Below are 26932 nucleotides of genomic sequence, written 5' to 3' on the forward strand. Positions count from 1 at the left end.
CGGCGCCGCCGGGCAGCCGACGTAGGCTCGGACCGGTGAGCACCGCGACCGTCACCCTCGACAACCGTTTCGCGCGCGAGCTGGCGGAGCTGGCCGTCCCGTGGGCCGCCGAGGCGGCGCTCGCGCCGCGGCTGCTCGCGCTCGACGAGGACCTGGCCGCCGAGCTGGGCCTCGACCCGGCCTGGCTGCGCACCCCGGCCGGGGTGGCGCTGCTGACCGGCGCCGCCGTCCCCGACGGCGCCGCCCCGGTGGCGCAGGCGTACGCCGGGCACCAGTTCGGCGGGTACTCGCCGCGGCTCGGCGACGGGCGGGCGCTGCTGCTCGGCGAGCTGACCGGCACCGACGGCCGGCCCCGTGACCTGCACCTCAAGGGCTCCGGGCGGACGCCGTTCGCGCGCGGCGGTGACGGCCTCGCCGCCGTGGGGCCGATGCTGCGCGAGTACGTCGTCGCCCGGGCCATGCACGCCCTCGGCATCCCCACCACCCGCTCGCTGGCGGTGGTGGCGACCGGGCGCACCGTGCTGCGCGACACCCCGCTGCCCGGCGCGGTGCTGGCCCGCGTCGCCGCCAGCCACCTGCGCGTCGGCACGTTCCAGTACGCCCGCGCCACCGGCGACACCGGCCTGCTGCGCCGCCTCGCCGACCACGCGATCGCCCGGCACCACCCGGCCGCGGCGCAGGCCGAACGGCCGTACCTGGCGCTGTTCGAGGCGGTCCTCGCCGCGCAGGCGGCGCTGGTGGCCCGGTGGATGCACGCCGGCTTCGTGCACGGGGTGATGAACACCGACAACATGACGATCTCCGGCGAGACCATCGACTACGGGCCGTGCGCGTTCCTGGAGGCGTTCGACCTGCGGGCGGTGTTCAGCTCGATCGACCACGGCGGGCGCTACGCCTACGGCAACCAGCCGCTGGTGGCGCAGTGGAACCTGGCCCGGTTCGCCGAGGCGCTGCTGCCCCTGCTGCACGACGACCCGGCGGAGGCGGCCGCCGTGGCGACGGCGTCCCTGGGCGCCTTCCGCGACCGCTACGAGGCCGCCTGGTCGGACGGGCTGCGCGCCAAGCTGGGCCTGCCCGGCGACGCCGACCCGGACGCCGTCGCGGCGCTGGCCGCGGACCTGCTGCCGCTGCTGGAGCAAAGCCGCGTCGACCACACGTCGTTCTACCGGGCGCTCGCCCGCACCGCCCGCGGCGACGCCGAGCCCGCCCGGCGGCTGTTCGCCGACCCCGAGGCGTTCGCCGCCTGGGCCGCGCGCTGGCTCGCGCTCGGCCCGGACCCCGACGCGATGGACCGGGTCAACCCCGTCTACATCCCACGCAACCACCTCGTCGAGGAGGCGTTGGCCGCCGCCGTCGACGGCGACCTGGGACCGCTCGACCGGCTGGTCGGCGCCGTGTCCGCCCCGTACGACGAGCGCCCCGGCCTGGACCGGTACGCGGCGCACGCGCCGCCCGACTTCGGCGCCTACCGCACCTTCTGCGGCACCTGACGCCGCGGGCATGAACCGGCCCGCGCGGGGTAGGCCCGACGCGACCGGTCCACGGAAGGAGCCGAGATGAGCGTCAACCCCGAGGCCCTGGGCGAGCCGTCCCAGGACGTCGACGACCACCTCAAGGACGCCAACGCCGACGACCCGCGGTCCGACCCGGGCCCGCCGGCGCACGAGCCCGCCACCGGCGACGACCCCGACGAGGGCGCGCCGCCGCCCGACGCGCCCCTGTAGGCCACCCCGGCGGGCGCGGCCGACGCATGCCCCGGGCGCGGGGTGGGCAAGAATGAACCGGCACGGACAGCCCGACCCCTTGAGAGGACGATCCCTTGGCCGGTGGACTCGTAGCCCTGCTGGACGACGTGGCGGTGCTGGCGCGCGCCGCCGCGGCGTCGGTCGACGACATCGGGGTGGCCGCCGCCAAGGCCGGCGCCAAGGCCGCCGGCGTCGTCATCGACGACGCCGCCGTCACGCCGCAGTACGTGCGCAGCCTGGCGGCCGAGCGCGAACTGCCGATCATCAAGCGCATCGCCCTCGGCTCGCTGCGCAACAAGTTCCTCATCATCCTGCCGGCGATCCTGCTGCTCAGCCAGTTCGTGCCGTGGCTGCTCACCCCGATCCTCATGCTCGGCGGCGCCTACCTCTGCTACGAGGGCGCCGAGAAGGTCTGGGCCAAGATCGCCCACCACGACGCCCACGGCGGCGGCGAGGAGGCGAAGGACGAGAAGACCCTGATCGCCGGGGCCGTCCGCACCGACCTGATCCTCTCGGCCGAGATCATGGTCATCACCCTGAACGAGGTCATCGCCGAGACCTTCTGGTCGCGGCTGGCGATCCTGAGCGTCGTCGCCCTCGTCATGACCGTGCTGGTGTACGGCGCCGTCGCCCTCATCGTGAAGATGGACGACGTCGGCCTGCGCCTGACCCAGCGCTCCGGCGCCGTCGCCTCCCTCGGTCACGGCCTGGTGAAGGCGATGCCGAAGGTGCTGACCTTCCTCACCGTCGTCGGCACCGCCGCTATGCTGTGGGTCGGCGGCCACATCCTGCTGGTCGGCAGCGACGAGCTGGGCCTGCACGCGGTGTACGGCGCCGTGCACCACATGGAGGACGCCGCCCACGACGCCACGGGCCCCCTCGGCGGGGTCATCGGCTGGTTGGTGAACACGGTGGCGAGCGCGATCGTCGGGCTCATCGTCGGCGCCCTGATCGTGGTCTTCATGACCTTCACGTTCCACCGCCGCAAGGCGGCGCACGGCACGGAGGCCGGGCACGGCACCGAGGCCGGGCACGGCGCCGAGGCGCACGGGACGGCGACGGCGGAGATCGCGGCCGCTTCCAAGGCGGCGGGCACCGCGACGGGCTCCGGCTCCGCGACCAGCTCGGGCTCCGCGGCGGGCTCCGGCCCGGCGGCGGGCTCCGGCTCCGCGGCGGGCTCCGGCTCCGCGGCGGGCTCCGGCTCCGCGGCGGGCTCCGGGCCGGCGGCCGGGCCGGCGGCCGGGTCCGGGTCGACGGCCGAGGCGGGTAGCGACACGGCGCACTGACGGCCGCGCCGCCGGCGCCGGGGGCCGATTCACGCCCTCGGCGCCGGTTGATTCATTCCATCGATGTGAATGATATTGGCGCGGTGAGAATCAGACCCCTGATCGCCGTCGCCGCCGGCGCGGCCCTGCTGGCGGCCGGCGCCACCACCGCCCTCGCGGTCGAGGCGCCCGCGGCACCGCGGCCGACGGCGGCCGCCCCGTACGTCAACTCGTTCGAGCGGCCGCCCGCCGGTGCGCCGTACCTGCGCGGCGCCTGGGCCGCCGACGGGTGGAGCGCCCCCTGGGACCAGGGCCTGGCGGCCCGGAGCACGATCGACGGCGCGGTGGCGCACTCCGGCGGCAAGTCGCTGCGGGCGTTCTACCCGAAGGGCGTGATCAGCCCGGAGAACTCGGGGCTGTCGGCGCCGTTCGCGCTGGTCCCGAGCCGGGAGTACTACTTCTCGCAGTGGGTGCGGTTCAGCCCGGACTTCAGCTGGGGCACGACGTCGTTCGCGGGCAAGCTCGGCGTGGGCCTGGCGGGCGGCGCCTCGTGTTCCGGCGGCAAGGTCTGCGACGGCTTCAACGGCTTCAGCTCGCGGATGATCTGGCGGTCCGGCGGGCGCGCGTCGCTGTACTACTACCACATGGGCCACGCCGGCACGTACGGCGACGATGCGGACTTCTCGCTCGACGGCGCGCCGGTGTACTACCCGCGCGGCCAGTGGATCAACCTGGTGCAGCGGGTCAAGGTCAACACCGTGACCGGCGGCGAGGCGAACCCGGACGGCGAGATCGAGGCCTGGTACAACGGCCGGCGCGTCGTCAGCGTCACCGGGCTGCGCTTCGTCCGCAACGCCGACCTGGTCGACCGGGCGTACTTCAGCTCGTTCCACGGTGGCGCGGAGGCCGGTTTCGCCCCGCAGAACGACTCGTACATCTGGTACGACGACTTCACCGCGTCGACGTCGCGGGCGGACATCTGCGAGCTCTCGGGCGGCTGCCCGACCGCCCCGCCGACCACGCCGCCGACGACGACGCCGCCGACGCCGCCGACGACCCGCCCCGCCACTCCCCCGGTGACCACGGCGCCGACCGACCCGGGCGTCGCGGCGTGGCAGCCCGGCACGGCGTACGCGGTCGGGCGGACCGTCACCTACGACGGGGCGACCTACCGCTGCCGGCAGGCGCAACGGTCGCTGACCGGCTGGGAGCCGGTCCGCACGCCGGCCCTCTGGCAGCGCCTCTGAGCGGGCGCACCGCGGGCCGCCGTCACGACGCGGCGGCGGCCCGCCGGTCCGCGCCGCCGCAGGAGGCGCGGACGATCAGCCGCGGCTGCAGCTCCACCCGCTGGACGGGCACCCCGGCGCCGCCGTCGATGCGGCGCAGCAGCAGCTCGGCGGCCGTCGCCCCGACCTGCTCCTTCGGCGGCGCGACGGCCGTGAGCGGCGGGTCGCCCAGCTCGGCCACCTCGTCGTCGTAGGTGATGACGGCCAGGTCGCCGGGGGCGCGCATGCCCAGCCGGCGGGCGTGCGCCAGCAGGGTGGCGGCGTCCCGGTCGCCGTGGCAGAACACGGCGCTGACCCGGTGGGTGCGGCAGGCCCGGGCGAACTCGCCGATCTGCCCGGCGGTCCACGACTCGCGGCACACCACGGCCTCCGGCACCGGCGTCACGCCGAGGGCCGCGGCGGCCGCCGCGAAACCGGCGGTGATGGGCTGCGCGGTGCCGGTGCGGACGCGGCCCAGGTAGCCGATGCGGGTGTGGCCCAGCCCGACGAGGTGCCGGACGGCCGCGTGCACGCCGCCGGCGTGGTGGGTGGTCACGTACGTCGTCGGGTCGTCCGGAGCGGGCGCGGGCGGGCGGCGCTCGGCCAGCACGTACGGCACGGGCAGGTCGCGCAGGGCGTCGACGTGGCGCTGGGCGTCGGCGACCAGGTGCAGGTTCGGCACCAGGACGAGGCCCGCGACGCCGCTGCCGAGCAGGCTGCGCAGCTGGGCGTCCTCCCGGTCGCACCGGTAGTCGGAGCTGGCCAGGACGACGCCGGTGCCCGCCGCGGTCAGCGTGCGTTCGATGCCCTCGATCACCCGCGGGTAGTAATAGGACGTGGACGGCACCAGCACGCCCACCAGCCGGCGGCCCGCTGACGCCGGGCGCGGGCGGCGCACCACGTACGTGCCGGACCCCTGGCGCCGCTCCACGACGCCCTCGGCGACGAGCAGCCCGACGGCGCGCCGCACGGTGTTGACCCCGACGCCGTGCTCGGCCGCCAGCCGCGGCTCGGTGGGCAGCCGGCCGCCGACCGGCCACTGCCCGTCCGCCACCTGCCGGCGCAGCACCTCGGCCAGCACCCGGAACTTCCGTCCCGGAGGGAACGAATCCGGCGGTCCGAGGGGGTCCATGGCGGGGAATCATGCGCGGTGCGGGGCCGCCCGTCAACGCGCGGCGGGTGCCCGATCGACCCGCGCCCGGCCGATCTTCGGGCACAGTGGTCGATCGGCCGCCGGGCGGACCCATAGGTTCGGCGGGTGCGCATCTTCGTGTCCGTGGCGTCGTACCGCGACGCGGAACTCGTCCCCACCGTCCTGGACGCCCTCGCCACGGCGCGGCACCCGGAGCGGCTGCGGTTCGGCGTCTGCTGGCAGCACGGCGACGACGAGGACGTGACCCCGCTGCTCGGCCACCCGCAGGTCGACATCATGGACGTGCACTGGCGCGACAGCAGCGGCGCGTGCTGGGCGCGCGCCGAGTGCATGAAGATGTTCGACGGCGAGGACGTCTTCATGCAGATCGACAGCCACCACCGGTTCGTCCCGCACTGGGACGACAAGGCCCTGGCGGCGCTGGCGCGGGCGCCGGGCGACAGGCCCGTGCTGACGACGTACCCGCCGATCTACGAGCCGGGCACGGACCCGGACCCGGACGCGGCGCCGTTGCAGCTGCTGCACTACGACTTCGACGACTTCAACATCCCGCTGGTGCGCCCGTCCGCGATCCCGGACTGGGCGGCGCTGGGGCGGCGCCCGTTCCGGGCCCGGTTCATCGCCGCCGGCTTCATCTTCGCCCCGGGCAGCTTCCCCGCCGACGTGCCGTACAACCCGGAGCGGTACTTCCACGGCGAGGAGATCGACCTCACCGTGCGCAGCTTCACCCGCGGGTACGACCTGTTCCACCCCACCGAGGTCCTGCTGTGGCACAACTACGGCGGGACGTACCGGCGCAAGCACTGGGAGGACCACCCGCGCGGCGGGCCGACCATCGGGTGGTCGGTGCGCGACCGGCTCAGCCGGGCCGGGGTCCGCAAGCTGCTGCTGCGCGGCGCCGTCGGGCCGCTGGCGCTCGGCACGGAGCGCACCCTGGCGGACTACTGCGCCTACGCCGGCGTCGACTTCGCCGCCCGCACGGCGACGCCGGAGACGCTGAGCGGCGCGGAGCCGGCGGCCTGCGCCCCGGCCCCGGCCGCCGCCTGAGTTCCGGCGGGAGCGCCGCCGAAACGCCGGCCGTCAGCCGACCGACGCCAGGCCGCCCTCCTGCCGCGCCGCCTCCGGCGCCCGGCGCAGGCCGGTCATGTCGGCGAGCGTCAGCGTCTGCGACGCGGCCGTGCGGGCCAGGCCGGCGGCGAGCCGGTGCGCGGCGGCTACCGTCGGCTCGGGCAGCTCCGCGGCGAGCGGCAGCAGCGCCGAGCGGACGTCGTCGGGCACCTCGTGGCCGCGCCGGGTCAGGTACCGCACGGCCAGCTCGCCCAGCTCCGCGCCCGTGTAGCCCGGGAAGTCCCACCGCTGGCCGAAGCAGCCGGGCAGCTGCGGCACGTCGAGCAGCAGCGTCCGCAGGGCGGCCGGTGCGCCGCTCAGCAGCACCAGCGGGTCGCCGGGCACGCGGCGCATCTCGTCCGCGAGGGCCTCCCCCAGCTCGGTGCGGAACTGCTCGTCGATCCCGCTCTGCGCGTCGGTCCACTCGATCAGCAGCACGCCGCCCGTCGCCTCCTGGACGGCCGCGCGGATCAGGCTGCGGGCCTGCCCGGGCCACTGCGGGCACAGCTCCCGGTCCGTCGACACGGTCACCAGGTGGCCGACCGGCATGAGGTCCAGCTCCGCCACGGCCTGCGCGTACAGGCGGGCGATCTCGCGGCGGCCGGTGCCGGGCCGGCCGCACAGCACCACGTTGCCGTGCGTCGCGTACGGGCGCTTCTGGTTCCGCAGCTGCGCCAGCGTCAGGACGGCGCCGCCGGCGGCCTGCCGCACGGCCGTGATGCCGACGAGCCGGCTGATCCGCCCCCACGCGTGGCTGGCGCCCAGCGCGGCCCGCGGGTCCGACGCGACGGTCGGGGCCTGCGCCTGCTGCGCCCCGTCGCGGGGCAGCAGCTCCAGCTCCGGCGCCAGGTCGTACTCGGTGAGCCGGTTGAGGTCCTTGTCGCGGGTGGGCGGCGCCAGCGCCAGCCGCGACGCCTGGTGGTTCACCATGGCCTCGAACAGCTTGCGGGCCACGCGGCCGTTGCCGAACGTCGAGTTCTTCGGCACCCGCTCGAAGTACTCGTGCAGGGCCGTGACGGCCTCGTCGGTCAGCTCGTAGTAGTGCTTGCGGCACAGGTTCGTGGTGATCGTGACGAGCTCGTCGACGCTGTAGTTGGGGAACTCGATGGTGCGGGTGAACCGCGACGCCAGACCGGGGTTCGACTGGAGGAACTTCTCCATCAGCTCCGAGTAGCCGGCCACGATGACCACCAGCTCGTCGCGGTGGTCCTCCATCATCTTCATCAGCGCATCGATGGCCTCCTGGCCGAAGTCCGGCCCGGAGCCGCCGGTGGACGCGCTCAGCGTGTACGCCTCGTCGATGAACAGCACCCCGCCGAGGGCCTTGGTGACCAGCTCGGTGGTCTTGATGGCGGTGGAGCCGATGTACTGGCCGACCAGGTCGGCGCGGGCCGCCTCGATCATGTGCCCCTTGGCGAGGATGCCCAGCTCGGCGAGCACCGAGCCGTACAGCCGGGCGACCGTGGTCTTACCGGTGCCGGGCGGGCCGGCGAAGACGAGGTGCCGGCTCATCGGCGGCATCGGCAGGCCCATCCGCTCCCGGGCCTGGGACATCTTGATGAGGTTGATGAGGCCGGTGACCTCCTTCTTCACCCCGTCCAAGCCGATCAGGTTGTCCAGCTCGCCCAGCGTTCCCGACATCTCGTCACCCTTCTGCGTGCGCGCCGGCGCCGCCGCGGCGGCGCCGCCGGACCCGGCCGGCGCCGGGCTCACCGGCGACGCGGCGCGCCCGGTGTCCATGTTGTCCAGCACGACCTGGTGCCGGACAGGCGTGCTCACCTCCGTCGCGCCGCTGTCGCGCACGACGCAGCCGGCCAGCCGCACCGGCTCGGCCGACTCAACGTGCACGCCGTCCTGGGCGCTGCCGAGCACCTCGCACTCGGTGAGCACGGCCCGGGCGGCGGCCTCCACGCTGACGCCGTGCCGGCGGGCGTTGCGGATGCGCGCCCGGGTGGCCGTCAGCACGGCGTTCCCGGTCGCCAGGAATCCGTCCGCGGCGGGGTCGTCGACCTGGCTGTCGGTGACGGCCGCCTCGGCCCGGTCGCCGACGAGCAGGCCGCCGCCGGTGAGCGTCACGGCGGTGAGCGTCGCCCGCGCCTCGCCGCCCACGTCGACGGCCGCCTCGGCGCGCGTGCCGAGGCGCGCCCCCGACAGCGTGACCCGCGCCCGGTCGCGGACCTCCAGGCCCGCCGCGTTCGCGGTGTCGAGGGTGACGTCGTCGAGCGTCGCCTCGCCGTCCTCGTGCAGCAGCACGCCCGCCCCGGCGTCCGCCTGGCCGCGCAGGCCCGTGACGGTGGCGCACCCGGCGGCGACCACCATCATCCGCTCGGTCATGGCGCTGACGACGAGCTGTTCCAGGACCGGCCGGGCGTTTTCGTCGACCCGGATGCCGATGGGGCTGCCGGTCAGCGTGCACCCGGTGAGCCGCGGCCGGGCGCCGCGGGTCACCTGCACCGCGATGTGCCCGGCGTCGGCGAACGTGCACCGCTGGAACACCGCGGCCGAGTCGTCGGCGATGTGCGCCGACTGGACGGCCGCGCCGGTGAACGTGGAGTCGGAGACGGTCACGTCCCCGGAGCCGCGCACGTACAGGTCGACGTTCTGGCTGCCGGTGACGGTGAGGCCGGTGATCTCGGCGCTGCCCTGCTGCTCCACCACCACGGCCGGCTTCGCCGCGTCGGTGATCTCGCACTGCTCCATGACGCAACGCGCCTGCCCGTTGACGACCAGCCCGTTGCCGGCCACCTGGTACAGCGCCGACCGGCGCACGATGAGGTGCCCGCTCTCCGCCGCCACCAGCGCCGACGAGCTGACCTCGCCGATCCGGCACTCCTCGACGGTGCTGGGCCGCTCGGAGGTGACGACGACGCCGGCGCCGTTCGGGTTGGTGACCTCGCACGCCCGCATGGCCAGCGAGCCGTTGAGCCGCGACAGGATCGCCGCCCACGACGCGCCGACGACCCGGCAGTCCTCCAGGGCGACCTCGCCCTGGTACACGTCCACGGCGGCGACCTCGGTGTCGGCGCTGGTCAGGTGCAGCCCGCGCAGGTGCGCGCCGGCGCCGTTGACCACCAGGACGCTGCCCGCGGCGGCGGTCACGACCACCGTGCCGGGCCCGTCGCCGGCCACGATCGTCACCCGCTTGCGGACGACCAGGTTCTCCTCGTACCGGCCCTCGTGCACGGTGACGGTGGCGTCGTCCTCCGCCCGCTCCAGGGCGGCGCCGATCGTCGGCAGCGCGCCCGGCCGCCCGGGGGCCACCACCAGCACCTGACGGCTCACGTCCGCACCCCCGTCACCCGGTCAGCCCCGGCAGCGCACCGAACCGGGCCAGCGCGTCCTCGCCGACGACCGACGCGGGCGCCGACTCGGCCCACCGCTCGGCGCAGCGGCGCAGCGAACCGGCGGCCAGCTCGTCGAGCTGGAGCCGGTCCTCGGCCACCTTCCCGGCCTCGTCGATCTCGTTGGCCGCCAGCTCACGCAGGAACAGCCGGCCGCGCGTGCCCGGGCCCGGGGCGACCGCCTCCAGCACCTTGAAGCTGGTGCCCGGCACGAACAGCACGCGGTTGTCGGCGTGCCCGGCGCCGTCCGGCTCGAGGATCCGCGTGCGGCGCGCCGTCATCGCCCAGATCAGCACGTCGACCGTGCCGGTCTGCGGGCCGGGTTCGGTCAGCGCGTTGAGGAAGCCCCACTCGGTGACGACCTTGCGCTCGGTCACCAGGCGCCACTGCTGGGCCGACGGCGACGCGGTGTACACCGTCGCGCCGCGGTGCGACGGCAGCCGCACCAGGCCCGCCACCACGCACCGGGCGAACGGCACGTGCGGGCCCTTCCGGGCCGCGCGCAGGCCCGCGTCGATGGCCGAGCCGGCCGGTGACAGGTACAGCCGCACCGCGACGGAGTCGGTGAGCACCTCGTCGGGGTCGGTGTCAGCGGCCCGCTTGAGGCCGGGGTGCTGCGACAGCACCCGCGTCACCGCCGTGGACAGCGCCGTGAACTCCGTGTTCAGCGAGCGCCGCAGCCAGGCGCGCTCCTCGCCCAGGCCGCGGCCGGGGATCAGGGCGGACGCCGCCCGCACGGGGGCCTGCTGCAGCCGCGGCGCGCCGCCGCCGGCCGCCGGCGGGTCGGCGGGCGCGGCCACGTCCACCGCGGGGGTACGCGGCGCGACCGGCGCACCGCCCGGGGCGGGTTTCGGCGCGGCACCCGGCGCACCAGGCGCGGCGGGCGGCACCGCGAGCGGCGCGGTCGGGGGCGCCGCCGGCGGGATGATCGACGGCGCGGCGGCGACGGGCTGGGCCGGGGCCGGCGGCAGGACCGGGGCGGGGGCCGGGACCGGGGCCGGGGCCGCGGGCGGGGCCGGGGCCGGGGTCGGCGGCGGGGCCGGTAGGGGCGCCGCGGGTTCGGCCGGCGCCCGGGGCGGGGCGGGCGACGCCGGCGGGCCGACCGGCTCGGGCGCCGGCTCCGGGCCGGTGTCCGGGGCGAGCACGCCCTGTGCCTGCCCGGGGCGGACGCCGACGCGCAGGGTCTCCAGCGCGCCGATCGACGGGGCCCGCTGCCCCAGCGCCTCCGCGGTCGCCGGCTCCACCGCGGCCACCGGCAGTGCGGCCTCCTCCGCGGGCGCCGCCGGCTCCTCCCCGAGGCGGCCGCCGGCGGGCGCCTGCCCGGGGCCCGTGGCGTCGGCCATGGCCTCCGCCAGCGCCGACGCCTGGACCAGCACGCTGTGCTCCCGGGTCGCCGGGTCGAGCCGGTCGATGACGTCCTGTGCCAGCACCCGCATGCGGGCGGCCTGCTGCTCGTTCGCGTCGTCGAACACGACGGCGCTGCGGTCCGGGTCGAGCCGCGCCGCCCGGATCCGGGGCGCGTGCCGGGGCGCCTCCGGCGGGCGGATCCACAGTCCACCCTGGATGACCTCGATGACGGCGTCCGCCGCGTACCAGAAGACGGGCCCGCCGACGGACCGGCCGAAGAACTCGGGGGTGCGGTAGCTCAGCATCACCGGGGCGGGCGGCTGGGCGGTGGGGCGCTCGCGCGGGGCGTAGCCGACCTCGCGCACGAAGGCGTTCCAGCCCAGCCGGCCGTCGGTGGCGATGGTGTAGACGTCGGGCTTCGCGGGCTCGCCGAGCGGCACCCCGGTCAGGCACACGACCGGCTCGCCGAGCAGGTCGGCGAGGGCCCGGCCGGGCGTCTCCCCCGGCGGCAGGGCGACCGGCCCGTACGCGGCGAAGCGCACCATCCGGCGGTGCGTCTCGTCCAGGGTCCGCCAGAACCGCAGCACGTCGTCGAGCGCCACCGGCGGCGTGCCCGGGCAGCCGAGCAGGACGAGCAGGACGTCCGGCTGGCACGGCACGGACGAGACCAGCCACTCGCGGGCGGCCCGCACCGCGTCCCCGGCGCCGGCGTGGTGGATCCACGCCCCGGCGGGCAGGGGCTCGGCGACGCCGGTGGAGCTGGTGGCGTAGTCGGCGGTCAGCGCCCCGTCCCAGGCGGGCGTGGGGAACCGCTTGGCGTCCCACGCGCCGGGCTTGCCCGGCCGGTAGCGCACCCAGCCGGTCTGGGGGCCGGGGTGCACGAACAGCGACCCGGACGCGCCGGGCAGCACGTCGCCGTGGGCGGCGACCACCGTGCGGCGCAGGCGCTGCGCCAGCCAGGGGCCGACCAGGGTGCTGCTGCTGCGGTACCGCCCGCACACCACGAGGCGCACCCCGCGCCGGCGGCGGCGGGGCAGCGCGCGGGCGACGGACTCCCACAGCTCGGCGGGCAGGTCCCCGGCCACGTCCAGGACGACGATGTCGTTCTGGTCGTCCTGGGCGACGTTCATCGCCAGCGCCCGGGCCTCCGCGCTGATGCTGTTCTCCAGGTGCAGCACCATCGCGTTGCCGACGGTGTGCCCGGCGATGTCCTGCCGGCGCTGGGCCTGGCTGTTGTGCAACGCGAACACGGCGTCATCCCTTCGGTTGCGCGAGCAGGGCCTGCGCGGTGAGTTCCGGGCCGCTCGGCACGCCGGTCAGCAGGCCGCGCGGTATCGGCACCATGACGCCGTTCGACAGTTTGAGGTTGCTCATCATGCGGGAGTCCGGCAGGTGGTGCCGCTTGCCCTCGTCCGAGACGAACCAGGGGTCGGGCAGGCGCGGGTTGGCCATCGGCACCGGGTAGACGAGCATGCCGGCGCCCGGGCGCATGCGGACCGTGGCGCGGCCGTCCGGCGTGAGGCCCGCGTGGTCGGGGGCGGCGAGCACGGGCACCGCGGCCACGGCGGGCAGGCCGGGCACGGGCGCCTGCCGCTGGCACAGCACCCGCCCACGCGCCTGCTCGTGCGTCGCCGCCGCCAGGTCGGCGAGCGGCTCGATCAGCGACCGGTCGTCGGAGCGCGGCGCGGCCACCACGTCGGCCGCGGCGAGCCGGACCGGCTCGTTGCCGGTGGCGGCCTGCAGCAGCACGAACATGGTGCGGTTGAGCGGCGCCAGGCCGTCGCGGAGCAGCACGAACAGCTGGTCGCCGCCGGTGCCGCGGGGCTGCACGAACAGCTGGCCGATGTCGGCCGCTTCCCCGCCGATGCGCGGGCCCGCGTCGCCGAGGCCGTCGATGTCGGGCGTGGCGACCGGCGGGCCGTCCGGCAGCAGGTCGAGCCAGGCGCGGGGCGCGGGCAGCGGGTCGGCGCCGGCGATGCCGAGCGCGACCGGCACGGTGTCCTCCCGCGCGAGGTGCTTGCCGCCGCGCCACACGATGTACGGCGACCCGCCCGCCGTCACGTACACGAAGCGGTCGGCCGGCAGCTCCTGGGCCTGCCCGGCGGTGTCGAAGTTCAGGCCGATCTGGTCGTCGGCGTCGCGCGACAGCGAGCTGCCGAGGCAGGCGAGCCACGGCCCGCGCAGCATCGCGGTGCGGTCGGGCATCGTCTGCGGCGCCCCGGCGATGCCCACCGGCGCGCCGCGCGGCACCCCCTTGAGGGAGTTGCGGGACACCAGCTGGACCTTCGCCGACGGGCCGTTGATCATCATGGCGGACGCCATGTTGAGCGCCGGGTGCAGCGTGCCGTTGAGCAGGACGTACCGGGTGCCGGTCTCCTTCTCGACGATGATGGCGCCGGCCTGCCGCCAGGACGTCTTGCCGCCCGGGACGATCCAGCCGTAGATGCCGAACCCGACGACGATCAGCACGGCCAGCAGCAGGCCGACGAGCGTGCCGGTCACCGTGCGCTTCATCGGGTTCTCGCCGGGGGTGGGGTCGCCGATGATGAGCGAGGAGCTCATCCGCGCCATCTGGAACTGGTGGGCGTGGACGTGGTCGCGTTGGGTCTGCATCGGCGGTCAGCCGCCCAGCCCGCGGGCCCACGCGTACACGCCCATGAGCTGCAACGCGAGCGGCAGCACGGCCAGCGCGGTGACGACGTCCAGGATGCGGGCGATGAACTCCCAGATCGGCAGCAGCCGGCGCGGCCAGGGGCGCAGCGCGGCCATCACCGTCGCGGCGAGCACCACCGCGAGCAGCCCCAGCAGCTGCGCCAGGCGGCCCGGGTCGGCGTCGCGGGCGGACTCGGCGATGAGCATCGTGTAGCCGGCGCAGCCGGCCACGGTCAGCGCGACCCGCTGCACCAGGCCCATGAACACGCGGGCGCGCAGCAGCAGCGCGCTCGACAGCATGAGGACGAACGTGCTGCTGACCCACCCGTCGTGCGCGAGGACGTTCCAGCACAGCACCGGCAGCACCAGGCAGGCGCAGACCACGACGGCGGTGAGGAAGTTGTGCGCCTCGTCGGCGCGCGCCTGCACCTCGCCGGCCTGGTGCGGCTCGATGTCGTACTGCAGCTCCTCGCCGGTCTTGGGCAGCTGGGGGCCGCGCAGGCGGGCGGCGCGCAGCACCAGGTTGGGCGCGAAGATGACGAAGGCGAACACGGCCGAGGCGATCGGGGCGGCGGCCGCCGGCCCGTCGAGGGTGTAGGCGGAGCGCAGCCAGAAGAAGCCGATGACGACGACGGCGGCGGTGGCCAGCACCAGGAACGGCGAGTACAGCAGCGCCGGCGCCCACAGCCGCTGCAGGACGGTCAGCAGCACGGCGACGACCATCGCGGCGGCGGCGGCGATGTTGGCGTGCTCGCGCAGCAGCACCCCGCCCGGGTCGCCGTCGACCAGGTTCACCGCCGCGACCGCCACGAAGCAGCAGGCCGCCACGCCGAACAGCACGGCCATGGCGCCGTCGGCGGCGTACCGGGCGAACAGCACCGACGCCGGCACGAACACGACGCCGAGGGCCAGGCCGGTGACGTCGAATGCGAGCGCGTGGCCGTACCAGAACAGCAGCGCCGCCACCACGGCCAGGACGAACCCGGTCACGCCGATGAACAGGTGCCGCCGGTACGACGGCTGCCAGCGGTCGCCGCGCCGGTTGACCGTCTCGGCGATGCCCTCGGCCAGGTCGTCGTAGTCCAGCGCGGGCAGGGCCTCGGCCGACGGGCGCAGGTGGAACGTCTCGCCCTCCAGCCAGTCCAGCGACCGGGGGTTCTCGGCCTGGTCGAACGGCTCGCCGCCGAGCCGCTGCAGCGCCCAGGCGGTGCTGGGCAGCGTGGCGTCGACCGCCGACTGGTCCGCGGTGTGCGCCAGCAGCACCGGCATCAGCGAGGCGACCGTGCTCGACACCGGCACCGCGAGGTCCACCCGCCGGTCCGGGCCGACCACCGTGATGCGGCAGACCTCGCTGTCCAGTGTCGTGCCCATGTCACCTCTCCCCCGCGTCGACCCAGCCGGTCTGGATCAGGCTGACGTTGCGTCGTGTCACGAGCTGTGCGCGGCCCGGTGGCAGCTTGCGCGGGGTGGCCTCGCCGACGAACCTGCCCTCGTCCTTGGGGTAGGAGAGCAGCGTCACCGGCGTGCCCAGTTCCCACATCCGCCGGATCGCCGGGTCCATCATGGCCCGCATCGCACCCGAGGTGGAACGCGCGATGACCAGATGCAGCCCGATGTTTGCCCCTTGGGACAACATCGGCATGAGCGGGTCGAGCACGGGCCCGGTGGACATGCCGCCGGTGAACAGCTCGTAGTCGTCGATCACGAAGAACAGCTCCGGGCCGGTCCACCAGTCGCGCCGCTTCAGCCGGTCCGAGGTGATGTCCTGGCCGGGCATCCGGCGGCCCATCGACACCCCGGCCTGCTTGGCCAGCTCGGCCGCGGTCTCCGCGGTGACGGCGTAACCCGCCCGGTACTCGGGGGCGATCGCCTTCTCCAGGTCGCGGCGGGTGTCGGCGAGCACCACCTTCGCCTCGTCGGGCGTGAAGCGCTGCTGGATGGCGCGCAGCACCACCCGCAGCGCGTTCGTCTTGCCGGTCTCGTTGTCGCCCATCACGATCATGTGCGGGGTGACCATGAAGTCGTGCCACACCTCGGCCAGGCGCTGCTCGTCGCGGCCGATGCAGACGGCGAACGCCGGCTTCGGCGCCGGAAGCTGCTCGACCGGCAGGCGGGCGGGCAGCATCCGCACCTGCGGCGCCGGCCGGCCCGGCCAGAACAGGCCGATCTCCTCGACGATCGACTTCGTGGCCTCCGCCAGGTCGCCCGTCGTGGAGCTGCCGTCGACGCGGGGCAGCGCGCCGAGGAAGTGCAGCGCCCCCGCGGTCATGCCCCGGCCGGGACGGTTCGGCACCAGCGCGGCCTTGCGGGAGCCGATCTCCGACTCCATCGCCTCGCCGAGGCGCAGCTCGAACTTCGTGCCCAGCAGGTCGCGCAGCCAGGGCCGGATCTCCGACCAGCGGGTCGCGGTCACCACCACGTGGATGCCGAAGGACAGGCCGCGGGAGGTCAGCTCGCTGAACGCCTTCTCCAGGTCGGGGAAGTCCTGCTTGACGGTGAACCAGCCGTCCACCATCAGGAAGACGTGGCCGTGCGGGTCGTCGACCTCGCCGCGGCGGCGGGCCGCCAGGTACGCGCCGATGGAGTCGAAGCCGCGCTCGGCGAACAGCGCCTCGCGGTACTCCATCACCTGGCGCACCTCCTCGATGGTGCGCACCACGCGGTCGTGCTCCATCCGGGACGCGATGGAGCCGACGTGCGGCAGGCCGACCAGCGACATGATGCCGCCGCCGCCGAAGTCGAGCCCGTAGAACTGCACCTCCTCCGGGGTGTTGGACAGCGCCAGGCTCAGCACGAGGCTGCGCAGCAGGGTCGACTTGCCGCTCTGCGGGGCGCCGGCGATGCCGATGTGCCCGTCGGCGCCCTCCAGGTCGGCGATCAGCAGGTCGCGCATCTGGTCGTGCGGGCGGTCCACCACGCCGACCGGCACGCGCAGCCGCCCGCGCATCTCCACCGGCTCGACGGTCATGCCGCGCTCCGGGTCCGGCACGATGGTGGGCAGCAGCGAGTCCAGGCTCGGCGCCTCGTCCAGCGGCGGCAGCCAGATCTGCCGGGCCGGCGGGCCGGAGCCCTGGAGCCGGTCGACGAGCACGTCCATCAGCATCGGCGCGTCCGACCCGGTCTTCGCCTCCGCCGCCTCGTCGGGGCGGCCGGCGTCCACCGGCTCGTCGGCGTCCACGGTCACGGCCGCGCCCTGCGGGTAGCTGCTGAACGGCACCACGTCGGCCAGCACCCGGTGCCGGCCGCCGGAGATCTCCGCCGGGCCGGTGCGCACGTACGGGCCGGACACGTAGGCGCCCTTGAACCGGATGAGGTTGCTGGTGTCCATCTTCAGGTAGCCGCTGCCCGGCGCCGACGGCAGCTCGTAGGCGCTGCCGACGCCGATGACCGCGCGGGACTCCATCGACGAGAACGTGCGCAGGGCGATCCGGTACGACAGGTGGCCCTCCACCCGGTTGATCCGGCCCTCGTCCAGGCGCTGCGAGGCGAGCAGCAGGTGCACGCCGAGGCTGCGGCCCAGCCGGCCGATGGACACGAACAGGTCCATGAACTCGGCCTTGCTCGACAGCAGCTCGCTGAACTCGTCGACGATGAGCAGCAGCACCGGGAACGGCGCCAGCGCCGCCCCGCCCGCGCGGGCCTTCTCGTAGTCGAACACCGACGCGTAGCCGCTGGCGCGCAGCAGCTCCTGCCGCCGGTTCATCTCGCCGTTCAGGGCGTCCTGCATGCGGTCGACCAGGGGCAGCTCGTCCTGCAGGTTCGTGATGACGGCGGAGGTGTGCGGCAGCCGCTCCATGCCGAGGAACGTGGCGCCGCCCTTGAAGTCCACCAGCACCAGGTTGAGGATCTCCGACGAGTGGGTGGCGGCCAGCGCGCACACCAGGGTGCGCAGCAGCTCGCTCTTGCCGGAGCCGGTCGCGCCGATGATGAGGCCGTGCGGGCCCATGCCGCCCTGCGCCGACTCCTTCAGGTCCAGCTCGACGACCTCGCCGTCCTCCGTGACGCCGATCGGCACCTGGAGCCGCGCCCGCTGCGGCTGGCGGGCCCGCCACAGCGGGTTCAGGTCGAAGGACTGCGCGTCGCGGATGCCCAGCAGCGTGGTCAGCTCGAAGTCGCTCGTCATCGGCTCGTCGACGATCTCCAGCGTGCCGCTGGTGCGCTTCGGCGCCAGGACCCGGGCGAGCGACTCCGCGCCGGCCGCGGTCAGCTCGTCGCGGGCGGCGCTGCCGGTGGTGTCGCCGGCCGGGAACTCCACCGTGGACCCCGCGACGGTGAGGCGCAGTGTGCGCGGGCCGCCCGGCAGGGCGCCCGTCGCGTCGAGCAGCACGACGTTGCGGATGCCGCCGCCGAGCAGCCGGGAACCGGCCGGGATGGCGGCCCGGTGCGCGACCACCACCACGAACGGCTCGGTGACGCTGGGCCGCACCGACTTGTCGTGGTCGCCGCGGTCGCCGACCTCCGGGCCGAGCAGCGTCATCAGCTCGTCGTGGTCGCCGGCGAACAGCCGCAGCGGCCCGGCGGCGTCCTCCGCGCTCGGGTGGGCGTTGTGCGGCAGCCACTTCACCCAGTCCCACTCCGCCTGCCGCACCGCGTCGTCGCACAGCACCGCCACGCGCAGCTCGTCCGGCGCGTGGAACGTGACGAGCTGGCCGATCATCGCGCGCAGCAGGCCCAGCGCGGGCTCCGGCTCGCCCGCGAACTCCACGCTGCTGAAGCTGTGCAGGCCCACCGACACGGGCACGTCCGGCACCGTCCGGTACGCCTCGGCGAACCGCCGCAGGGAGATCGACGACAGCGGCTCCAGGTCCTCGATCGGCTTGGTCGACGGGGGCACGTAGTCGACGGCGGACCGCTGCCGGCCCAGCCCGATGCGGACCCGCCCGAAGTCGTCGTTCGCGGCGCGCCGCTCCCACAACCGGCTGCTCATGGCGATCGACCACAGGGCCGTCGGGTCGGGGTTGTTCCACACCACCGCCTGGCGCTGCTGCTCCGCCGTCTCCCGGGCCTTGCGGCGCAGCTGGGCGATGTAGCGCAGGAAGTCGCGCCGCTCCCCCAGCATCTTGCGCTTGCGCTCGCCGGCCGCCCGGCCGATCTGCATGAGACCCATCGAGATCATGCCCAGGGCCATCACGCCGCCCATGACGTACATGACCGGCGAGCGGCTCGTCACGCCGTACATGAGCATCATGCCGCCCATGCCGAGGCCCATCGGCACCATCATGAAGAACGACCGGAAGTCCGGCGGGGCCTCCTCGGCCATCACCGGGGGCTCCTGCAACTCCACCTGCCCGTCGGGCATCTCCGGTCCGGCGGCGCGCGGTGGCCGCTTCACGGTGACAGTGCTCATGCCGCTCCCTCGTCGGCGCGCCGGCGCCCGGTCATCCGATCGTCCCGGGCGCCGCGGCGCCACCGCCCCAGGCGGACGCGTCCCTGTTCAGCAGGTCCGCGGCGCGCCGCTCCTTCTTCGCCTCGCCGTCCTCGTCGTCCTCGTCGGGCAGCAGCCCCGCCGCGCGCAGCCGTTCCCGCTCGGCGGCCCGCTGCTCCGCCTCCCACTGCTCGAACTCCTCGTCGGTCAGCTCCGGCCCGCCGGCCCGCACGGCCGGCAGGACGCCCTCGGCGATGAGGTGGTCGGCCTCCGACATCGGCCCGGCGGCCTGCCGCCGGGTGTACGTGGGCTGCCGGGGCGGCGCCGGCGCGACGTCCTCCTCGGCCTGCGGCTCCGGCGTGGGCGGGGCCCCGAGGTAGCCCCAGTCGGCCGGGTCGTCGTCCTCCTCGGCGGCCGCCTCCGGCTGCCCCGCGCCCCACGGCAGCGCGTCGCTGTCCCACGAGTGGAAGTCGTCGTCCTCGTCGTCGCCGACGACCGGCACCCGGTCGGTGTCCGGCGCGGGCTCGGGGCCCCAGGCGACGGCCTGCTCCTCCAGCAGCTCCCCGGCCTCGGTGCGCCGCGGCGCCCGCCGCTCCGGCTCCGTGACCGGCGGCGGCGCCAGGAACATCGGCATGAGGACACCGTCGTCGTCCTCGTCGTCGTCGCGCCCCCGCCCGGCGGGGGCGACGAGTGGCGCGGTCGCGGGCGGCACCGGCAGGACCGGCGGCCCCGACGCGACCCGGGGCGCCTCGGGAACCTCCGGCGCCGGCGGCACGACGTGCGGCGACCGCCAGTCGGCCTGGTCCCCGTCGAGCAGCGCGGCGGCGTCCGGCCGCTGCGGCGGCGCGGTGCGCCCCGGCGGCGGCGGAACCATCGGCGGCAGCATCGGCGGAACACCGGGCCCGGTGCCCGACGGCGCGTCCGGCACGAGGCTCCCGCCCGGCGGCGACCCCCACGGCGTGCCGTCGGCGCCGAGCAGGTCAGCCGACTCCGGCCGGTCCGCGGGCGGATTGTTGCCACCCTGCGGCGGCGTCATGGGCGGCACCATCGGCGGCACGCCACCGGGGGCGTCGGGCGTCAGGTTCCCCGGCTCCGGCGGCGTCCACGGGGTGCCGTCAGGGCCGAGCAGGTCGGACGCGTCCGGCCGGTCCGCGGGCGAATTGTTCCCGCCCTGCGGCGGCGACATCGGCGGCATCATCGGCGGCGTTCCGGCGCCCGGCATTCCCGGACCGTCCGGGATGGAGACTCCGGCACCCGGGCCGACGCCACCCGGGGCGTCCGGCGTGAGGTTGCCGAGCTCCGGCGGCGTCCACGGGGTGCCGTCGGGGCCGAGCAGGTCGGCGGCGTCCGGGCGGTCCGCCGGCGAGTTGTTTCCACCCTGGGGCGGCGACATCGGCGGCATCATCGGCGGCGTGCCGGCGCCCGGCCCGCCCGGCAACCCCGGGCCGTCCGGGATGGAGACCCCCGGCGGGTTGCCCAGCCCGGCGCCCGGGCCGACGCCACCCGGCGCGTCCGGGGTCAGACCGCCCAGCTCCGGCGGCGTCCACGGGGTGCCGTCGGGGTTCAGTAGGTCGGAGGCGTCGGGGCGTTCGTTCGGCGAGTTGTTGCCGCCCTGCGGCGGCGACATCGGCGGCATCATCGGCGGCGTGCCGGCGCCCGGCCCGCCCGGCAACCCCGGGCCGTCGGGGATCGAGACCCCGGGCGGGTTGCCCAGCCCGGCGCCCGGACCCACGCCACCCGGCGCGTCCGGGGTCAGACCGCCCAGCTCCGGCGGCGTCCACGGGGTGCCGTCGGGGTTCAGTAGGTCGGACGCGTCGGGGCGTTCGTTCGGCGAGTTGTTGCCGCCCTGCGGCGGCGACATCGGCGGCATCATCGGCGGCGTGCCGGTGCCCGGCCCGCTACCAGGCAGCCCTGGTCCGTCCGGGATGGAGACACCGGGCGGGTTGCCCAGCCCGGCGCCCGGGCCGATGCCGCCCGGCGCCTCGGGCGTGAGGCCGCCCAGCTCCGGCGGCGTCCACGGGGTGCCGTCGGGGTTGAGCAGGTCGGATGCGTCGGGGCGTTCGTTCGGCGAGTTGTTGCCGCCCTGCGGCGGCGACATCGGCGGCATCATCGGCGGCGTGCCGGTGCCCGGGCCGGTGCCCGGGCCGTCCGTGCCCTGGCCGAGGCCGGGCACGTCGGTGCCGAGGCCCGGCGGGACGGGCGGCGGGGTGCCGTCCAGGCCGGGCAGGCCGCCCAGCGGCGGCGCCTCGGGCGCGTCCGGTCCGCCGCCGGGTCCGCCGCCGGGTCCGCCGCTGAGGTCCGGGATGCTCGCCGACGGCGGCCGCGCGGTGTTCTGCTGGGATCCCGGCGGGTTGGCGCCGCCGGGCGGCGTCAGCCCCAGCGGGGGCGGGATGATGCCGGCGCCCGGGGGCGGGACGTCGCCCGACCCGGCCGGCGGCAGCCCCGGCGGCGTGAACGCGTTGCCCGGGCCCTCCGGCGAGCCGGGCAGCGGCACCTCCGGGGGCGGGGTCCCGGTGCCCGCCTCCGGCGGGGCCACGGGCGGGCCCTCGGGGATCGGCGGCGTCTCGAGGGCCGACGGGACCTCGGGCGTGGGCGGACCCTGCGGGGCCGGCGGACCCTCGGGAACAGGCGGACCCTCGGGGACCGGCGGGCCCTCCGGGACCGGCGGACCGTCCGGGACCGAAGGCGTGGGCGGGCCCTCGGGGACCGGCGGCGGGGTCGGCGTCGGCGGGCCCTCCGGGGTCGGCGGCGGGGTCGGCGTCGGCGGGCCCTCCGGGGTCGGCGGCGGCGTCGGCGTCGGCGGGTTCTCCGGGGTCGGCGGCGGCGTCGGCGTGGGCGGGGCCGGCGGCGGGGTCGGCGTGGGCGGCGCCGGCGGCGGGGTGAGCGGGGGCAGGGTCGGCGGCGGGGTCTGCTTCGGCCCGCCCGCTCCGCCGCCGCCGGTGACGGCCTCCAGGCCCTGCACACCCTGGTACGCCGTCACGTACTGCGGGACGAGATGCGCCATGACCTCGCGCATCTCCTCCGTCATCTTCTCGGGCAGCCCCTTGACCTTGCTGACGTGCACGACGCCGTCGACGACCGGCGCGTTCATGACGTCCCTCGCCCAGGCGGCGTAGAACGAGTCGATGTAGCGCACGGACCGCTGCGCCCAGTCCAGGTTGTTGGCGGCGTGGGTGAGCCGGTTCGGGACCGACATGTGTGACCCGGAGTCGCCGCCGTTGATGCGCTCGGCCTGCTTGCCGACCCAGTCGGCGAGGTTGACGATGTTCTCCCGGAACGTCTCGGCCGCCTCGCCCTGCCACGCCTTGCCCTCGCCCGCGATGCCCTCGGCCTGTGCCCGGAGGTTCTTCGCGATGCCCGCCAGGTACGACTGCACGGTGGCGTAGGCGGCCGCGGCGTCCCTCAGCGACTGCACGTTGGCGGTGCTGTCGATCTTCGACGCGTTGGCGTTGGCGACACCGCCCCCGCCGAGCAGCACCGTCTCGATCTGTTTCCAGTTCCAGCTCTGATAGTCGTTGTTGTCGTCACTCGTCTTGCCGTCGAGGAGGAAGGTGCCGTTCTTGTCCTCGGTGAAGAGCCCCTGCTCGCCCTTCGGATCCTCAGCCATGTGCGTCCATTCCTCACAGCAGAACGATGATGACGACTGTTACTTGACGTGCTTCGACAGGCCCGTGATGCCGCCGAAGGACTCCTTGAACACGGTTTCGAGCTGCTCCGTGGTCATGTCGGCGATCTCTTCGCTGGTCTTGAAGTCGGAGACCATGGTGTCGACGTCCGCGCGGAGGTCGAAGAAGGTCTCCTTCAGCGCCTTGATGAATGCCTGGACGTTGCCGTGCAGGCCCTGCGCCTCGCCCTTGCCGACGTAGACGCCGTACAGGTTGGTTCCGGCGCCGAAGATGCCCGGCGCGAGGTTGAGCTTGGCGAGCTCCGTCAGGGAGTCGTCGAGGTACTTCTCCAGCTTCAGCACGTTGCCGGAGAAGGTCTCCATGACGTCGGTGTCGATCCGGATGACGTTGCCGTTCGTCCCCTCGGTGTTCGGGACGGCCGGCATGTCCTTCTCGTGCGGGTCCTTCGGCTTGTCGTCCGGCACCGTCGGTTTCTCCGGCGCACCCTCGGGGCCCTGCGGCAGGATCCGCTGCTTGTCGACCTCCTCCTTGCTCATCGAGACGAGCTTGTGGACGTACTGGACGTCCGCGCTCTGGTTCTCGATGGGGTCGTAGCTGAAATTGATCTCCCAGTCGTTGTAGGCGATCATCTGGTCGAGGGTGATGTATTTCTTGTCGTGCAGTTCCGAGCTGTTGTAACTGGCCACGGTGGGTTCCTCCTCCTCGGGCGGGCGATCGGCTCGCGGGTCGGCTCACGACAGTCGCCGGGCCGGGTGGAAGCTGCCGGCCCGGCGTTCTGTCGAGGGGTGGCGGATCAGCCGCCGAAGGCGCCCTGCCACAGGTTCGTGGCGCTGCGCTGCGCGCCGCCGTAACCGTCGGAGATGCTGAGGAGCGCCTGGCGGGCCGAGATCAGGGCCTGGTTCATCGTCTCGGCGTTGCGGTCCCACCGCGCCTTCTGGACGACGTACGCGTCCTTCGAGTCGTCGGTCCAGTCCGCCATCGTGGTCTGGCACGTGCGTTCGAGGTTGTTCAGCGCCTCGCGGATATTGCCATTGACGGCCGTCATCTTGTCGATCGTGGCCGACGCCATCGCGAAGTCGAAGGTGTATGTGGTCATCTGTCAGTCCTCTCTCGGGAAGGGGAGACCGGCTCAGAAGCCGGGAAGGTCCTTCACCCACGCGGGCGCGATGCCGGCCGCCTCCTGCTCCTGGGCGTCGAACATCTGGGCGCTGCCGCCCAGCGACTGGATCATCACCTGCATCGCGTCGAGGATGCCGCGGAAGGCGCCCTCCCAGGTGTCCATGGCCTGGCCGTACCCGTTCGACGCGGTACCGGTCCACCGCGCCTGCAGGGTCCGCCACTCCGCGTTGATGTTGCCGAGGTAGCCGGTGAACGCGGTCGACGTGCTCTCGAATTCGGAGCGCGCCAGCCGCATTCCCGGGGTATCAGTACTGACGTAATTCGCCATCGAGATGCCTCCCTCAATGTCGTCGTAGTCGGACGCGCGCAGTCATCGCCGGCGCTCGGCTGAGTGTTGCGGCGCGCGCGGCGGCTCAGAAAGCGCAACCGTCGGCCACTGCACGACTGCACCCCGCAGCGTGCCCTCCGGCACCCCGCTCGCACATGGACGATCCGTCCGGCGCATCCGCCGCCGGTGCCGGCGTCCGCGCGCGGGCGCGGAGTCGCGCGCGCGGGCGCCCGCGCGCGCGAGGCGGAGGACCGGGCAAAGCTGCCCCCAGGCGCTGCCCGTTCACCCCCGTCCGGTGCCGCCTCCCTTGTCGCTCCCCCCGGTCACCGGCTTGCCTGGGGACTCACGACGACGGAGGGCCGCATGACCGAGAACCCGCTCGAGGAGCTGCACAAGGCGTACCAGCAGCAGCGCAGCCTGCTCGCCGAGCTGCGCACGCAGATCACCGACATCACGGTGACGGCGGTCTCCACGCGCAAGGAGGTGTCGGTCACCGTCAACAACACCGGCGTCATCACCGACATCAAGTTCCTGGGCAGCGGCTACAAGCGGCACAACGCCAAGGAGCTGTCCGCGCTCGTCATGCAGACCATCGGCGAGGCCAAGGGCAAGGCGCAGGAGCTGTCCGCCGAGCTGCTCGCCCCGTTCCTGCCGCCCGGCATGGACGCCCGCCGGCTCATGAGCGGCACCGTCGACGTCGACGCGATCGCCCCGCCCGACGGGCCGCGCATGCCGCAGGCCGTCCGCGAGCAGCTGTACCGGTAGGGAGCGCGCTGTGGACCACCTCTACGTCAACCCGGAAGCCCTCGGCTCGCTGGCCCACCCGTACTACGCGGCCGGCGAGAACTACCAGCACATCGGCGACGGATACGACGAGCTCCTGCCGAAGTTCAAGGAGGGGTTCGGCGACGACGACACCGGCCACACCTTCTACCAGCACTTCATCCGGACCGCCGAGGAGCTGGGGCTGCGCGTCAGGAACCTCGAGAACGCGATGGTGTACTGCGGCGACGGCCTCACCCAGACCAGTGAGCTGTACGGCCAGGCCGAGGAGGACGCGACGCAGACCGCCACCGCGTTCCAGAACGAGACCGACGAGATCCTCGCCCAGCCCGGGCAGGGGCAGCCGGCGCGGCTGCACTCGCGCCTGGCGGTGAAGTCGGTCCACCCGGACGAGGCGCGCGAGGCGCAGCCCCTGCGGATGGCGGTGATGCACACCAAACCGGCCGTCGTGGTCGAGACCGTCCGCGTGAACGAGAAGGGCGAGCGGGTCGACGAGAACGGCGAGCCCCTCGGCCCACAGCCGCTCCTGGAGCCGACGCGGGCGTCGCTGCTGCGCCGCAAAGTCATCCTCGCGGACGAGGTGCCCGAGCAGGGCCAGGCGCAGCCGGCCCTGCTGCGCCGGAGGCAGGCGGTGATGTCGTACGACCCGGACAATCCGCCGCCGTTCAAGCGGCTGGCGGTCCGGTCCGTCCACCCGGACGAGGTGCGCGACGGCGAGCAGGGCGTGTGGGCGCCCGGCACCGTGATCCCGCCGGGCGAGGTGACCGAACCCGAGCCGCACCGGCGCGGCGCGCTGCTGCCCGAGGGCGAGGCACGCATCCAGCACGCCGAGCTGCACGTGCGGACCCCGCTGCTGCCCGAGGGGCCCATCGACCCGGACGCCCCGAGGTCCGGGTTCGTCATCGGCGAGGTCGTCCACGTCGAGGCCCGCCGGGGCGACGACGACCCCAACCCCGTCTTCTGGACGGAGGCCCGCTTCGTCGAGGGCCACGGCCTGCCGCCCGACGGCTTCCGGCCGGGCTTCATCGCGCCGGACGAGCCCGACCCGGGTGTGGCGCCGACCCCCTGACCGGATCCGGCCGCCCGCCGGGCCGTCCGGCGACGAACACGACCAGCACTTGGGGAGAATGGTGAGCACCGCGCCGCAGCACCTCCTCCACCCGCCGGTGGAGGAGGTGCTCCGCCGTGCCTGACCTGCACATCGATCCGGAGTGGGACTGGGCGTACAACCTGATCCTGTACACGTCCGGCGAGCAGTACCCGAAGGCGTGGCCCACGTGGATCCGCTCCCTCGACGGCCTGATGAAGAGCTACTCGTCGGCGCTGGACAACGCGGGCGACAACGTCAGCACCCTCGGCGGCAACGTCTTCAACGTCCTCACGGGCGACACCGCGAACGCGTTCTACGACGCCACCCGCGACCTGATGAACGACATCCCCAACATCCAGGCCGGCCTGGACCAGCTCAGCAACGCCGTCCTGGACTTCGCGCTGCAGACCGAGCACACCCAGTACTCGATCCACATCGCGATGTACGCGACGATCATCGACATTTTCTCGGCGCTGGTGTCCGCCACGCCCTGGACCATCCCGTTCCACATCGCCGCGGGCGCCCTCGTCGTCCGGGCGCTCATCCAGATGCGCCGCCTGCGCATGGTGCAGAACGTGGTGAACAAGGTCCAGCTGCCCCCGATGCCCAAGTTCCCGGCCATCCCGAAGCTCACGGCGGGCCCGACCCCGAACGTCAAGCCGCCGACGCCGAAGCCGAAGCCCGACACCCCGCCGCCGAAGCCGAAGCCCGAGGCCGAGACCCCGCCGCCGTACACCCCCAAGCCC

At 74.7% G+C, this 26932-nt stretch carries 18 protein-coding genes; 8 read left to right on the plus strand and 10 right to left on the minus strand.

Annotated features, from left to right (window positions below):
* Positions 1–35 precede the first annotated feature (35 nt).
* The 4 genes from Sya03_RS12030 (at position 36) to Sya03_RS12045 (ending at position 4257) form a co-directional block, all read left to right on the plus strand.
* Positions 36–1490, plus strand: a complete 1455-nt coding sequence (locus Sya03_RS12030; protein ID WP_203938342.1) for a protein adenylyltransferase SelO — start codon at positions 36–38, stop codon at positions 1488–1490.
* Between the two features lie 66 nt (positions 1491–1556).
* On the plus strand, positions 1557–1724 hold the full coding sequence (locus Sya03_RS12035) for a hypothetical protein (RefSeq protein ID WP_203938343.1): 168 nt from the start codon (positions 1557–1559) through the stop codon (positions 1722–1724).
* Positions 1725–1819: 95 nt separating this feature from the next.
* Positions 1820–3031, plus strand: a complete 1212-nt coding sequence (locus Sya03_RS12040; RefSeq protein ID WP_239107401.1) for a DUF808 domain-containing protein — start codon at positions 1820–1822, stop codon at positions 3029–3031.
* Between the two features lie 83 nt (positions 3032–3114).
* On the plus strand, positions 3115–4257 hold the full coding sequence (locus Sya03_RS12045) for a polysaccharide lyase (protein ID WP_203938344.1): 1143 nt from the start codon (positions 3115–3117) through the stop codon (positions 4255–4257).
* 22 nt (positions 4258–4279) lie between these two features.
* Here the strand turns inward: Sya03_RS12045 and Sya03_RS12050 are convergent, their stop codons facing one another.
* Complete coding sequence (locus Sya03_RS12050) at positions 4280–5407, minus strand: GntR family transcriptional regulator (RefSeq protein ID WP_203938345.1); 1128 nt, start codon at positions 5405–5407, stop codon at positions 4280–4282.
* Positions 5408–5533: 126 nt separating this feature from the next.
* On the opposite strand from Sya03_RS12050, the gene Sya03_RS12055 reads away from it, so the two are divergent.
* Positions 5534–6475 carry a GlcNAc-transferase family protein gene (locus tag Sya03_RS12055; RefSeq protein WP_203938346.1) on the plus strand — a complete coding sequence of 314 codons (942 nt, stop codon included), beginning with the start codon at positions 5534–5536 and terminating at the stop codon, positions 6473–6475.
* A gap of 33 nt (positions 6476–6508) precedes the next feature.
* Here Sya03_RS12055 and Sya03_RS12060 read toward each other — a convergent pair whose 3' ends face one another.
* The 9 genes from Sya03_RS12060 to Sya03_RS12100 form a co-directional block, all read right to left on the minus strand.
* Positions 6509–9817, minus strand: coding sequence for a right-handed parallel beta-helix repeat-containing protein (locus Sya03_RS12060; RefSeq protein ID WP_203938347.1), 3309 nt, complete (start codon positions 9815–9817; stop codon positions 6509–6511).
* A 13-nt stretch (positions 9818–9830) separates the two neighbouring features.
* Positions 9831–12473: a hypothetical protein gene (locus Sya03_RS12065; protein WP_203938348.1), complete on the minus strand. Its 2643-nt coding sequence runs from the start codon at positions 12471–12473 to the stop codon at positions 9831–9833.
* A 4-nt stretch (positions 12474–12477) separates the two neighbouring features.
* Complete coding sequence (eccB, locus tag Sya03_RS12070; RefSeq protein WP_203938349.1) at positions 12478–13836, minus strand: type VII secretion protein EccB; 1359 nt, start codon at positions 13834–13836, stop codon at positions 12478–12480.
* 6 nt (positions 13837–13842) lie between these two features.
* Positions 13843–15246 (minus strand): type VII secretion integral membrane protein EccD, encoded by a 1404-nt coding sequence (gene eccD / locus Sya03_RS12075; RefSeq protein WP_203938350.1) that lies wholly within the window; start codon positions 15244–15246, stop codon positions 13843–13845.
* Position 15247: 1 nt separating this feature from the next.
* Positions 15248–19222 carry a type VII secretion protein EccCa gene (gene eccCa, locus Sya03_RS12080; RefSeq protein ID WP_203938351.1) on the minus strand — a complete coding sequence of 1325 codons (3975 nt, stop codon included), beginning with the start codon at positions 19220–19222 and terminating at the stop codon, positions 15248–15250.
* A gap of 31 nt (positions 19223–19253) precedes the next feature.
* Positions 19254–22847: a hypothetical protein gene (locus Sya03_RS12085; RefSeq protein WP_203938352.1), complete on the minus strand. Its 3594-nt coding sequence runs from the start codon at positions 22845–22847 to the stop codon at positions 19254–19256.
* Positions 22848–22886: 39 nt separating this feature from the next.
* Positions 22887–23552 carry a hypothetical protein gene (locus Sya03_RS12090; RefSeq protein ID WP_203938353.1) on the minus strand — a complete coding sequence of 222 codons (666 nt, stop codon included), beginning with the start codon at positions 23550–23552 and terminating at the stop codon, positions 22887–22889.
* Positions 23553–23659: 107 nt separating this feature from the next.
* Positions 23660–23962: a WXG100 family type VII secretion target gene (locus Sya03_RS12095; RefSeq protein ID WP_203938354.1), complete on the minus strand. Its 303-nt coding sequence runs from the start codon at positions 23960–23962 to the stop codon at positions 23660–23662.
* A gap of 33 nt (positions 23963–23995) precedes the next feature.
* Positions 23996–24313, minus strand: a complete 318-nt coding sequence (locus Sya03_RS12100; protein ID WP_203938355.1) for a WXG100 family type VII secretion target — start codon at positions 24311–24313, stop codon at positions 23996–23998.
* A gap of 363 nt (positions 24314–24676) precedes the next feature.
* Here Sya03_RS12100 and Sya03_RS12105 point away from each other — a divergent pair, with 363 nt between their 5' ends.
* The 3 genes from Sya03_RS12105 to Sya03_RS12115 form a co-directional block, all read left to right on the plus strand.
* On the plus strand, positions 24677–25078 hold the full coding sequence (locus Sya03_RS12105; protein WP_203938356.1) for a YbaB/EbfC family nucleoid-associated protein: 402 nt from the start codon (positions 24677–24679) through the stop codon (positions 25076–25078).
* A gap of 10 nt (positions 25079–25088) precedes the next feature.
* Positions 25089–26165 carry a hypothetical protein gene (locus Sya03_RS12110; protein WP_203938357.1) on the plus strand — a complete coding sequence of 359 codons (1077 nt, stop codon included), beginning with the start codon at positions 25089–25091 and terminating at the stop codon, positions 26163–26165.
* Positions 26166–26281: 116 nt separating this feature from the next.
* Positions 26282–26932 (plus strand): WXG100-like domain-containing protein (locus Sya03_RS12115; protein WP_203938358.1); only part of this gene is annotated, 651 nt, incomplete at its 3' end.

This window comes from Spirilliplanes yamanashiensis (genome assembly GCF_016863475.1).
Lineage (GTDB): Bacteria > Actinomycetota > Actinomycetes > Mycobacteriales > Micromonosporaceae > Spirilliplanes > Spirilliplanes yamanashiensis.